The following is an 11875-nucleotide window of genomic DNA, read 5'->3' as shown; positions in this document are numbered from 1 at the left end:
ATGGACTTATTCTCATGCTATCATGTCAGATGAAGAGACAACAGCTGACAGTACTGATGCTACAGAAGAGGTCAGTGATGAAGAAGGTAAGTATGTCGTATTCACTGATGCCAGCAACGAAGAAGTAGAAGCTTTTGCCAAGGCAGTAGTTGATGCTGTTCTTGCAAAGGACTGGGAAACTGTTGGAGATATGATCCAGTATCCGATAGGTACAGAGGAAGCAAACAATCTGTGCAACAACAAGGAAGAGTTTGTTGCATACGCTAACAGCACAGGATTTAGTGAGGAAAATATGACATCTCTTGCTGCATGGGATAGCGCCGATCTGTGGGCGAACTGGCAGGGAGCATGCATCGATGACGGAAACATCTGGTTTAGAGATATAGATATCGAAAAAAAGGACTTAAAGATTGTTTCACTGTTCGATTTGCGCGAAGCCGGCGGCGAGATAACAGAATAATAGTATTGCAATGCTTTGACAGGTCATCGTTGATGGCCTGTTTTTCTTTAATATGACCTTAATACGCAAAGAAGTAGAAATATGGATATGTTTTTTGCTCTACTTGATATATAACAAATTCATCCTTTTGCTTACAATATCACTATAAACAAAAACACTTGTTGGTACGAATTTGAAAAGGATGGTGATGGTTATGTTACTGACAATGTTATTTATGATTTGTATGTTCGGTTTTATTGGAAAGCTCATAGGATTTGCTTTCAGGTTCTCATGGAGCATGATCAAGGTTGCATTTTTCCTTGTATTCCTGCCCTTCACCTTAATAGCAATGGTATTTGGAGGACTGCTCTATGTAGCATTCCCGGTACTTTTAGTTGCAATGATTGTTGGTCTTTTGGTCAAGGAGGCTTAAGGAGGCAATAGTATCACTTTGCCATATGGGTTTTTGATAGGAGAAAGGTTATGAGAGAAAGAAGATTACGTAAAAGTGCAGATCAGAAGGTTTGTGGTGTATGTGGAGGTCTGGGTGAGTATTTTGGAATTGATCCCACAATCATAAGAGTCATCTATTTGATCCTCTTATTTACAACCGGAATCGGAATCCTTCCGTACATCTTCCTTGCAATAATAATGGAAGATGCACCTGCAAGTGCGAAGAACACCGGATTCTATAAAAAAGAAAACAGTTACTCGGCAAAATATTATGAATCAAGTGAACCCGTTGGCTTCAAGCCTTTTACAGATAATTCAGAGGTCAAAGGCTTTAACATCTAAAAAAGAAATGGGGGAATAAGGATGAGCAAAGGACTTAAATTACTTCTTGCGATTCTCTTGGGAGCATACATATTGTCACCGGTAGATCTCGTATCTGCCTGCCCTGTAGATGACATCATAATACTTCTTATCGCGGTGGCATCAAGTAGGAAACTTGGGCAGAGACAAACAGTAGAAGCGATAGAAGATAAAGGGGATTATACATCATGAAAATAACATCAAGATCAAGACTTGTTTTGGCAATAGTTTTTGCAGTGAGCGGAATTATGTGCATCGTAGGCGGAAAAACAGTGATGGCCGGTATGTGGTTTATTTGCACGGCAGCACATTTCTTTGAAGCTTACAGACTTCACTGCCAGGAAAAAGAACAAATATAATCAGTCCGAAAGGACACAGAAGAGGTCGCCTGTGAGGTGACCTCTTTTTTAGTTAATTCCCCTATACTCATCTCATAACAGGAAAACAGGTAAAAGCGAAAGCAGATAGGAGGCACTTATGCACGGAGCGATTCTTGGAGATATGGTAAAACCGTTCCCGAAGCCATAACAGCTTTTCTTGAGGGAAAAGATTTTGAGGACGTCATAAGGACAGCAGTTTCCCTGGGCGGCGACTGCGACACCCTGACCTGCATCGCAGGAGCAATGGCTGAGGCATTCTATGGTATGCCGCCGGAAATGCTGCTTGAGACTTATAAAAGGCTTGATGGGGAGATGATTGAGGTTGTGAAGAGGTTTGATGATTGGGTAAATATCAAAGAAATTGCATAGTAATAAATATCTATGCTTTGCTCAGATACTCTAGGGAAGAATACTCAAATGAATGATATAATTAGAGGGATAGTTATAGCATACTAATTATTCGATACAAATAAATAATCAATTGGTGAGGGGAACTAATTTAAGCGATATTGACTATTACAAAAAAGTTTTAGGGGTGATTTAATGTCAGAGTTTTATGAATTACAGGAAACGGCGAGTAATAATGATCTCAAACAGGTGTTGCACAAACTCATAAATAACTGGGAGCATGAGGTTGTAGAGTTTAAGGAAGCAACAAATGATTATGATAAGAACAAGATTGGGGAGTACTTTTCTGCGATTAGTAATGAAGCGAACTTAAAGTCATTGCAATATGGATGGCTTGTATTTGGGGTTCGCAATAAAGACAGAGCTATTGTTGGTTCTAACTATAGAGATTCGAAAGGACTTGATACTCTTAAACAGGAAATAGCACAGAATACTACTGGCAATATTTCATTTATTGATGTGTTTGTACTTCAAATTGAAGTTGACGGTGAAAAGCGAAGAGTAGTAATGTTCCAAATACCAGCAGCTGAAACAGGAACGCCTACTGCATGGAAGGGACATTATTATGGCAGGGATGGAGAGTCGTTAGGACCGCTTTCTAATGAGGAATTCGACAGAATACGAGGACAGGAGAAGAAGGACTGGTCGAAGCAAATTCTAGAAGGCGCAAAAATTGATGATTTGGATAAAGATGCAATTTTTCTTGCTCGTCAGAAATATAAAGAAAAAATGGGAAAACCACATATTGCCAAAGAAGTTGACGGTATGAATGATACAGAATTTCTTACCAAATTAAAGCTCGTAATTGATGGAAAAGTCACTAATGCAGCAATGCTTCTTTTAGGGCATGAAGACAAAGATTATTTATTTGCTTCAGCACCAGAAGCAGCTTGGCGTTTATATAATTCTAAAAACGATATTAGTGATTATGAGATCTTTAAAATACCATACATCACGCTTAGTGACAGGTTGTTTGGTAGAATAAGAAATCTGACTTACAGATATATGCCGAATCAGATGACTCTTTTTCCTATGGAAACGACCCAATATGATATGTGGCTATTGCGCGAGCTATTAAACAACTGTATTGCTCACTCAGAATACACAATTGGCGGAAGAATTATTCTCAATGAGTTCGAAGATAAGATTATGCTTATAAATCCAGGTTCTTTTTTACCCGGAGCCATTGAACCAGTATTAGAACCAAGTTATAATCCACCATTTTATAGAAACCAACTACTGGCGGAAACGATGGTAAAGCTGAATATGATAGATTCACAGGCAATGGGTATTAGACGAGTGTTTAGAATTCAGCAGGAAAGATTTTTCCCTATGCCAGATTATGACTTATCTAATAGGCAGCAGGTGGCGGTAAGCGTTTATGGCAAGTCACTTGATGACAATTATATGCATGTTCTTTATGACAATCAGGACTTGGATTTACAGACAGTATTCCTGCTCGATCAGGTTCAGAAAAAGCACGAACTACCTAAAGAAGGTGTACAGTATTTACGCAAACTCAAATTGGTCGAGGGAAGAGTAAATAATTTGTATATTTCTGCTTCTGTTGCTAAGAGCACAGAGCAGGAGGCAGAGTATATCAGACAGAAAGCATTTGATGACCAGTACTACAAAGATATGATCGTAAGATATTTGAAGCAATGGAAAAAGGCAAAGAAAAAAGATATTAAAAACCTTTTATGGGATAAGTTACCGGAAGGGCTTACAGACACTCAAAAGGAGTCTAAAATAAAGAATCTGTTACACTCTTTGGCTAATGAGGGGTTAGTAACTACTGATTCTGACAATAAGAGATTGGCTAATTGGATTTTGAAAAAATAATTAACCAATCTTAACCAATAATTAAAACGAGAAGAGGTGCGTATATACGATATTTTGGCACCTTTGGATTGGTTAAATTGGTTAGATTAAGAATAAAAAGCATATATTATATCAAAAAGAGTCGAATTAAATAGAGAAACTATAAAATCATTATTAAATAACGCGGCGAAAAGAAATAAGATATTTATTGATGATATGGTAACTATAAGATATGACATGAGGGGATACATATGTTGGAACCCGGATTATACGAACAGGTCATAAATAAACAGATACAATCAGAGCTTAGTGGCGCAGCTGAAGATTTAAAGCGCGTTGAGAAGATTGATGGTGCGGAAGCATCTGAGATCCTTTCAAGGTATGTTTCAGAGGTTGTCCATAAGGCTCTTGATCGCATCGCAGATGATGAAAATCTTGAGGCCAAGATTGAGCTTGTTAACAAGGTGGTTGGCCTTATATCTGATGAGGATGAATTAGGTGATCTGAAGGAGTTGGCAGTAGCTGATAGTGCAGAGCAGCTACTGGCACTCCTTTCAGACAATGATCCCATGTATAAAATCGGGCAGCGTAAAGCTAAGGATATAGTGCGCCCTGAAACATCTGTTGCACAGAGCAGTTTGTTTACAGGAGCGATACATGAGCCTCAGATGTATTCTGAGCTTAAGAAAGAAATGGAGACAGCAGATAGAATTGATATGCTTGTCTCTTTTATTAAATGGAGTGGCTTAAGGCTCTTATATGATGAACTAAAGAGCTTTACTGATCGCGGAGGAAAACTTAGGATCATCACCACTTCATATATGGGAGCTACAGATGCAAAAGCTATAGATGAGCTGTGTAATCTGACAGGGGTGGAAGTGCGCATATCCTATGATACGAAGCGCACAAGACTTCATGCCAAAGCATATATTTTTTATAGAAATACTGGCTTCACTACAGCTTATGTAGGTTCTTCTAACATGTCGAATGTGGCTATGTCCAGCGGACTTGAGTGGAATATCAAAGTTACCACCAAGGATATGGAACCTACGATAAAGAAGATAGAAGCCACTTTTGATAGTTATTGGAATTCGGCTGTATTTGAAAAGTACACCCACGACAGCTACGACAAGTTAAGAACTGCACTTAGAGCAGAGAGACGCGGTAATAATGCAGAGGGCTATGGGTTTATCGTAGATATCAATCCCTATCCTTATCAGAAGGAAATATTGGATAGGCTTGATGCTGAGAGAATTATCAGAGGCAGGAATAAGAATCTTGTGGTTGCTGCCACAGGTACGGGAAAGACACTTATTGCTGCATTTGATTATAGAAGATTTTGTAAGAGGCATCCTGAAAAGCAGAATAAGCTTCTTTTTGTTGTGCATAGAGAAGAAATTCTAAGACAGAGCAGGGAAGTTTTCAGAGCTGTTTTGAAGGATCCAAATTTTGGTGAGCTATATGTTGGCGGTGAGAAGCCGGCAAACTTAGATCATCTTTTTGTATCCATACAGACTGTAGCATCGCAGGAGTTATATAACATACTTCCTGCAGATCACTATGATTTTATCGTAGTAGATGAGTTCCATCACGCAGCCGCACCTACCTATCAGGGACTGCTTAGCACATTTAAACCACAGATATTATTAGGACTTACAGCTACTCCAGAGAGAATGGATGGGAAGAATGTCCTTGACTATTTTGATGGAAGGATAGCAGCTGAGATCAGACTTCCGGAAGCCATAGAGAGAAAGCTTCTTTGTCCTTTCCAGTATTTTGGTGTATCTGATGAAACAGATCTGTCAGAGGTTAGATGGGTTAGAGGCGGTTATGACAAAACTGAGCTTAGCAATCTGTACTCTATGAACAGAGCGATTGCAGAGAAGCGAGCTAATCATATCATCAATTCTTTGTATAAGTATGTCACGGACATGGATAGTGTTCATGGTTTGGGATTTTGCGTATCTATCGAGCATGCAAGATTCATGAGTGAATATTTTAATGAAAAGGGAATTCCGTCGATAGCACTTACGTCCAGTTCGTCAGATGGTGATAGGGCTAATGCAAAGAAGATGTTATTGGCCGGTGAGATAAAGTTTATCTTTGTTGTTGACTTGTACAATGAAGGTATAGATATTCCGGAGGTTGAGACTGTTCTTTTCCTTAGACCTACAGAATCACTTACTGTGTTCTTACAACAGCTTGGTAGAGGTCTGCGTTTATCAGATGGGAAAGAATGCCTGACAGTTCTTGATTTTATCGGGCAGGCCAATAAGAAATATAACTTTGAAGAGAAGTTTTCTGCACTACTTGCCAACACAAATCATAGCGTTCAGTATGAAATAAAGCATGGATTTACTGCGCTTCCAAAGGGATGCTATGTACAGCTTGAGAAGAAGGCGACGCAGGTTATATTGAATAATATAAAGCAGTCATTTGATAGCAGGGCAGGACTCGTATCAAGGATACAGACATTCACTGAGGATAGTGGATTAGAACTGACTCTTAAGAATTTCCTGCATTATTATCACCTGAATGCATATAGTATTTATGCAAAGTATTCCTTTGCAAGGCTTTGCGCAGATGCCGGTGTGATAAGTGATTTTGATGAGCCAATTGAAGAGAAGATGACGAAAGCATTTGCAAAGTTTGTCGCTGTAGATTCTGCACTGTGGATTAAGTTTTTGATTGAAATTCTGCCAAGGGTAAATGATTTAGATATTAGTGTTTTACCTGAAACATATCAGCGAATGATGCAGATGTTCTATGTGACTTTGTGGCAGAATACGGTGGATGATTGGAATGCACCTGAAGTAAAACAGAACTTATCAGAGCTTTGCAATTGCAAAAATATGTTGGGTGAGTTAATAGAGCTTCTTGGTTACAATCTTGAAAGAATTGACGTGGTAGGAGATCGCGTTGATTTGGGATTTGACTGTCCGCTGGAATTGTATTGTACTTATACCAGAGATCAGATTCTTGTGTCCATGGATTTCATGAAGCCGCAGACGGTAAGAGAGGGTGTGAAGTGGCTTGAAGATAAGCGTGTAGATGTGCTTTTTATCACGCTGAATAAGGCTGACAAGGACTATTCACCGACGACTATGTATAATGATTATTCTGTAAATGAAGAGTTTTTCCATTGGCAGAGTCAGAGTACGACTTCGGATACTTCACCAACGGGTCAGAGGTATATAAATCACGTTCAAGGCGGAAGTAAGGTTCTTTTGTTTGTAAGAGAATTTAAAACTGACTTGGCCGGCACTGCACCTTACACATACCTTGGGACTGCGAAATATGTAAGTCACCACGGCAGCAGGCCTATGAATATTACATGGCATTTAGATAATCCGATTCCTGCAAAATACATTAAAAAGACTAGTAAGCTTGAAGTTGGATGATGATTGTCGGCTTACTTTTTTACAAGAAATATATATCAGGATAACCTATGGAATACATCGAAATTTTCACACGTGACAAACAGTTCACCGGGAGGGTCATCGAGAAGCATGAGAAGAAGCAGCCCGGGGACTACATAAAGCACGTTCTTATCATTATGAAGACAAGCGACAGCCCTGCTCCGGGAGAGGGTGAGGGCAGATATGTTGTTCAGCAGAGATCTCTGCTCGCCAAGTACTATGCCGGGAAATGGGATATGACAGGTGGCGGAGTAAGAGCAGGAGAGACCGATGCAGAGGCCGCTGTCAGAGAGCTTTCGGAAGAGCTTGGAATAAAGGTATCACCTGATGATTTAGAACTTGCTTTTGAGTATATAAAAGACTGGGACGATGGGACAGGGCTCCTTGCTTCGATTTTCATGCTGAGGGTTGATGTTCCTGAAGGCGGTTTTGATTTTAACCGCTATGAAGTAAATGATGTCAGGGTCATGCCCTTTAGCGAGTTTTACGCTCATATCATGGATCACAACGATGAAGAGATGGGCAGAGGCATCAGGGATATCGAGGCGAGACTGTAACAGAAGTTAGGAAGTGAAACTGAAAATATAGTGTTTTTAAGGAGGTTTACATGAACAAGGTATATTGCTATTCAAGATGCACCACCTGCAAGAAAGCTCTTAAGTGGCTTGATGATAACAAGATAAAATATGAGCTTATCGATATCAAAGAAGATCATCCCGATGAAGCTACTCTGAGAAAACTTCACAAAAAGAGCGGACTTCCTCTTAAGAAGTTTTTCAATACCAGTGGCAAGCTTTATAAGGAATTGGAGCTTTCAAAGCGCCTCCCTGATATGAGCGAGGACGAGCAGTTTAAGCTCCTTGCATCTGATGGAATGATCGTGAAAAGGCCCCTTCTTATAACAGATAAAAAGGTGCTGACAGGTTTTAAGGAAGAGGACTGGAAGGACGCATTAGGCTGACGGAAAACCGGGGATATGAAAACAATAAACGTAGTAGCAGCAATTATCTGCGATGATTACAAGAGAAAAACAAAGATTTTCGCAACTCAGCGCGGTTACGGAGATTATAAGGATGGCTGGGAGTTCCCGGGAGGAAAGATTGAAGAGGGTGAAAGCCCGGAGGAGGCCCTTGTTCGCGAGATCAGGGAAGAGCTTGGGGCTAAGATAGAGGTTCATGATCTTTTAGATGTTATCGATTATGATTATGAAAAATTCCATCTTCACATGAACTGCTTTTGGGCAACTGTTGCAGAGGGCGAGCTTAAGCTTTTGGAGCATGAAGCTGCAAAGTGGCTTGAAGCCTGCGATCTTAGGAGTGTTGACTGGCTTTCTGCGGATCTTATTTTGCTTCCCAAAATCTCTGCGGCCATGGTCGATAAAAATGTGGAGTACTATGACGAGAACGCTGACTCTTTTTTCTCAGGAAGTGTTAATGCGGATATGTCCTATGAGAGGGACAGGTTTGTAGAACTTCTTCCTGAGCATGGCCATGTTTTGGATGCGGGCTGCGGAAGCGGACGAGACAGCAAGGCTTTCATGGATTTAGGTTTTCATGTGACAGCTTTTGATGCATCTAAGGAAATGAGAAAGCGGGCATCGGAGTATCTGGGGCAGGAAGTGCTGGACATGAGGTTCGAGGATATGGATTTTCATAATGAATTCGACGGAGTCTGGGCCTGCGCTTCGCTCCTTCATGTACCGGTGGATCAGCTTCCGAAGACCATGAAAAAGCTTAATGCCTCTCTAAAAGACGGCGGCGTTATATATGCTTCTTTTAAATACGGCGATGGCACGAAGATGCGAGGAAGCCGGAGGTTTAGCGATTTTAATGAAAAGAGTATAGTACCGCTTTTCGAGGATGCGGGATTTGAGATTATTTTTAATGACACCGGTAACGACAACAGACCCGGAAGAGAAGCGGAGATGTGGGTCAATGCTATCGGAAGAAAAAAGTAAGGTGATGATATCAAGGCGGGGCAGGAAAAGACTGGTGCTTACGTGTCTCGAGGATAAAATTGAGATGTATCGTAAGTTTGGATTTACCGACCTTGGAGAATCTGCTTCTGTATGGGGCGGTGAAGCGTGGCATGAGATGGATATTGTGCTTAACTGATAATGGAAGCTTGGTTTTAAGAGTTTAGTTTTTGCGGGTGAATCGATGATTGGTACAGATATCAGAAACAGAGGGGATCTGGTTGAGCTCGTTAATGAGATAGGTTTTCTGCCTTTCTTTTCGGGAAGGATAGAGGGATTCTCGCTGGAAGAGAATGTTTCATACGAGGCGTGGTATCAGGGACGCTGGAAGGGCAGGGTTCATTGGGATGCCTGGGACTGGAAGGGTGAGGTTCTTCAGAACAGGGAGCTTGTCTATGGGAAGTTCTTTGAGAAGAAGGCTGGCTTTATCAGTTTGGAACTATGGCCTGATTTCTGTAATTATCGAAGGGACGGCTATGATTTCGATGCCAGATTTGATGACGGCCTTGCATCCTACAAGGACAAGGGAGTTGTGGACTACATCACGGACTCCGGCGCAATGCTTACGAGAGAGATCAAGGATGCACTGAATTATAAAAAGGGCGGCAACAAGGGGTTCGAGACGGTTATCACAAGGCTCCAGATGGAGACCTACGTTGTCCCTGTGAATTTTGAATACAGTGTACGCAAGAACGGCGATGAATACGGATGGGGTAATTGCCGGTACGATATCGCTGAAAGATTCTGGGGCGATAAGCTATGCAGATCCGCCTACAAGAGGGACCCGGAAGAGTCCTTGGAGAGGATCATTAAGCGCATTCGAAAGGTTCTGCCTAAGATGGAGGAAGACGAGATTAGGGCTGTGCTTAGGGGGTAGAATATGCGAGGTATCGTGCGTGTACGATAAAATATGCTGGTTTTTATCGTACACACACGATAAAAATATATTGATATTGTCGTGCGCATACGATAAAATATATCATATAACATGATATTTATATGATAATCGGAGGCGGTAATGAATCATAGTGTATTGAAACAGGTCATTTTAGAGCAGATTGAAATAATACAAAATGCTGAAATCATCGAACGTGACTATGATTTTGAAAATAATATCAATTATATTCTTGTTGGCCTTAGAAGAGCAGGGAAATCAACCCTCTTATACAAAATCGCGAGAGAACTTGTTGAAGCAGGATGGGACTGGTCTCAAATAATATACGTTAATTTTGAGGATGACAGACTGTTAGGCTTCACAAAGGATGATTTTAATGACATCGTTGAGACTTCTTATGAGTTGACGGATGCTAAAGAGATATACTACTTCTTTGATGAGATTCAGATCATAGATGGATGGGAACATTTTGCCAGAAGAATGGCTGACCAGAAAAAGCATGTATATATTACCGGAAGCAATGCTAAGATGCTTAGTTCTGAAATGGAAAAAGCTCTTGGAGGCAGGTATCTGTCCAAAATGATTATGCCTTTTTCCCTTGGCGAGTCGCTTGATTATAAAAAGATAACCCATGATGAAAAGTCATTTCTTACAACCTCTAAGCTGGCAAAGATTCGCAGAGGGTGCCAGGAATATATTTTGAGTGGTGGTTTTCCTGAAGCACTGCTTTTATCAAACAAAAGAGAGTATATTAAGAGCGTATACGAGAAGGTTCTTCTTGGAGATATTATAGAACGAGAAAAAGTGAATAATAAGATGGCCCTCAGGCTTATGATAAAGAAGATAGCTGAAACAGTAATGCATGAGGTTTCGTTCAATAAGCTGGCTGGGAATGTAAAGGCAACCGGTGTTAAGACATCAACAGATTCCATGATAGATTACACATCTTATGCTGAAAATGCATATCTGCTGTTCAGAAACAGGAATTATGTTTCTAAGTTCGCTGAAAAAGAAAATACGCCAAGATTCTATTTTTATGACAATGGCATTTTGTCTTTGTTTCTCGTTGATAAACCATCAGTGCTTTTGGAGAATGCGGTAGCGGTTTATTTAAAACGTACTTTTGGCGAAGAAGTATATTACTTCAAGTCCACACAAACAGGTATAGATATTGATTTCTTTCTTCCGGAAGAAGACTGTGCGATTCAGGTTGCATACAGTTTGGAATCAGCAGAAGACAGAGAAACCAAGAGTCTTGTATCTTTTGCTGAGAAAACTAAAGGAATACGGCGCCTTATTATAGTTACCAATGAAGAAGAGTGTACTATTACAAAGGATGGTCTGACTATTGAAGTGATACCTGTTTACAAATTTTTAATGGGAGCAGCTATTTAGTCACGATAATACTTAAATGAAAAAGTAAATTCCAGTTGCTAATAAATGCCTCAAAATGCGGATTTAAATTCCGTTTTTGCACCTTAACAATTTCATATTTTTGCCATATAATGAGCCCATAAGCACCCAGTTTGATAGTTTTTTGCATGCTAATGGGGCACCTGGAAAATAGTGTGCGAGACTAAATTCCACATGCCTTGTATGTAAGACTAAATTCTGGTGCAGTGAAATCTGCCTGTGCTTAAACTATTTTATTTCAACAGGGCTGGACACAGCATTACATCATCTGGGGCTATATGTTCTAGGCCCAATGCTTTATGAATCGAATTG

At 40.4% G+C, this 11875-nt stretch carries 13 protein-coding genes and 2 pseudogenes; all 15 read left to right on the top strand.

Annotated elements, in window-relative coordinates; translation table 11 throughout:
* Positions 1–22: 22 nt before the first annotated feature.
* Positions 23–460, top strand: coding sequence for a hypothetical protein (locus tag G608_RS0115430; RefSeq protein WP_026496767.1), 438 nt, complete (start codon positions 23–25; stop codon positions 458–460).
* Between the two features lie 193 nt (positions 461–653).
* A complete protein-coding gene (locus G608_RS0115425; protein WP_035795892.1) occupies positions 654–872 on the top strand; it encodes a hypothetical protein in 219 nt (72 codons plus the stop codon).
* A gap of 50 nt (positions 873–922) precedes the next feature.
* Positions 923–1234 carry a PspC domain-containing protein gene (locus G608_RS22985; RefSeq protein ID WP_081677459.1) on the top strand — a complete coding sequence of 104 codons (312 nt, stop codon included), beginning with the start codon at positions 923–925 and terminating at the stop codon, positions 1232–1234.
* A 21-nt stretch (positions 1235–1255) separates the two neighbouring features.
* Entirely contained in the window at positions 1256–1444 is a 189-nt protein-coding gene (locus G608_RS0115415; RefSeq protein WP_026496765.1) for a hypothetical protein, read from the top strand.
* Positions 1441–1611, top strand: coding sequence for a hypothetical protein (locus G608_RS23355; RefSeq protein ID WP_155833307.1), 171 nt, complete (start codon positions 1441–1443; stop codon positions 1609–1611). Before G608_RS0115415 ends, G608_RS23355 begins: the two co-directional genes overlap by 4 nt.
* A 105-nt stretch (positions 1612–1716) precedes the next feature.
* A complete protein-coding gene (locus tag G608_RS24165; RefSeq protein ID WP_081677458.1) occupies positions 1717–2001 on the top strand; it encodes an ADP-ribosylglycohydrolase family protein in 285 nt (94 codons plus the stop codon).
* Between the two features lie 174 nt (positions 2002–2175).
* Positions 2176–3882 (top strand): RNA-binding domain-containing protein, encoded by a 1707-nt coding sequence (locus G608_RS0115400; RefSeq protein ID WP_035795891.1) that lies wholly within the window; start codon positions 2176–2178, stop codon positions 3880–3882.
* 230 nt (positions 3883–4112) lie between these two features.
* Positions 4113–7262, top strand: coding sequence for a DUF3427 domain-containing protein (locus G608_RS0115395; RefSeq protein WP_026496763.1), 3150 nt, complete (start codon positions 4113–4115; stop codon positions 7260–7262).
* A gap of 47 nt (positions 7263–7309) precedes the next feature.
* A complete protein-coding gene (locus G608_RS0115390) occupies positions 7310–7837 on the top strand; it encodes an NUDIX domain-containing protein (protein WP_026496762.1) in 528 nt (175 codons plus the stop codon).
* Positions 7838–7887: 50 nt separating this feature from the next.
* On the top strand, positions 7888–8241 hold the full coding sequence (locus G608_RS0115385; protein ID WP_026496761.1) for an arsenate reductase family protein: 354 nt from the start codon (positions 7888–7890) through the stop codon (positions 8239–8241).
* A gap of 15 nt (positions 8242–8256) precedes the next feature.
* Positions 8257–8652, top strand: a pseudogene (locus G608_RS24485) ((deoxy)nucleoside triphosphate pyrophosphohydrolase); the annotation flags it as partial.
* Positions 8650–9237 carry a class I SAM-dependent methyltransferase gene (locus G608_RS24480; protein WP_026496760.1) on the top strand — a complete coding sequence of 196 codons (588 nt, stop codon included), beginning with the start codon at positions 8650–8652 and terminating at the stop codon, positions 9235–9237. The pseudogene G608_RS24485 and the gene G608_RS24480, both read left to right, overlap by 3 nt.
* A 19-nt stretch (positions 9238–9256) precedes the next feature.
* Positions 9257–9394 (top strand): annotated as a pseudogene (locus G608_RS0115370) (GNAT family N-acetyltransferase); the annotation flags it as partial.
* Positions 9395–9439: 45 nt separating this feature from the next.
* Entirely contained in the window at positions 9440–10132 is a 693-nt protein-coding gene (locus tag G608_RS0115365; RefSeq protein ID WP_026496758.1) for an AlkZ-related protein, read from the top strand.
* Between the two features lie 141 nt (positions 10133–10273).
* Positions 10274–11545, top strand: a complete 1272-nt coding sequence (locus G608_RS0115360) for an ATP-binding protein (protein WP_026496757.1) — start codon at positions 10274–10276, stop codon at positions 11543–11545.
* Positions 11546–11875: the final 330 nt, after the last annotated feature.

This window comes from Butyrivibrio sp. WCD3002 (assembly GCF_000424265.1).
GTDB lineage: Bacteria > Bacillota > Clostridia > Lachnospirales > Lachnospiraceae > Butyrivibrio.
This window is presented reverse-complemented; position numbering and strand designations above follow the sequence as displayed.

Excerpts from the sequence above, each read along its gene's own strand:
- G608_RS0115430 (WP_026496767.1), top strand. The coding sequence starts at position 23 with ATGTCAGATGAAGAGACAACAGCTGACAGTACTGATGCTACAGAAGAG.
- G608_RS0115425 (WP_035795892.1), top strand. The coding sequence starts at position 654 with ATGTTACTGACAATGTTATTTATGATTTGTATGTTCGGTTTTATTGGA.
- G608_RS22985 (WP_081677459.1), top strand. The coding sequence starts at position 923 with ATGAGAGAAAGAAGATTACGTAAAAGTGCAGATCAGAAGGTTTGTGGT.
- G608_RS0115415 (WP_026496765.1), top strand. The coding sequence starts at position 1,256 with ATGAGCAAAGGACTTAAATTACTTCTTGCGATTCTCTTGGGAGCATAC.
- G608_RS23355 (WP_155833307.1), top strand. The coding sequence starts at position 1,441 with ATGAAAATAACATCAAGATCAAGACTTGTTTTGGCAATAGTTTTTGCA.
- G608_RS0115400 (WP_035795891.1), top strand. The coding sequence starts at position 2,176 with ATGTCAGAGTTTTATGAATTACAGGAAACGGCGAGTAATAATGATCTC.
- G608_RS0115395 (WP_026496763.1), top strand. The coding sequence starts at position 4,113 with ATGTTGGAACCCGGATTATACGAACAGGTCATAAATAAACAGATACAA.
- G608_RS0115390 (WP_026496762.1), top strand. The coding sequence starts at position 7,310 with ATGGAATACATCGAAATTTTCACACGTGACAAACAGTTCACCGGGAGG.
- G608_RS0115385 (WP_026496761.1), top strand. The coding sequence starts at position 7,888 with ATGAACAAGGTATATTGCTATTCAAGATGCACCACCTGCAAGAAAGCT.
- G608_RS24480 (WP_026496760.1), top strand. The coding sequence starts at position 8,650 with ATGGTCGATAAAAATGTGGAGTACTATGACGAGAACGCTGACTCTTTT.
- G608_RS0115365 (WP_026496758.1), top strand. The coding sequence starts at position 9,440 with ATGATTGGTACAGATATCAGAAACAGAGGGGATCTGGTTGAGCTCGTT.
- G608_RS0115360 (WP_026496757.1), top strand. The coding sequence starts at position 10,274 with ATGAATCATAGTGTATTGAAACAGGTCATTTTAGAGCAGATTGAAATA.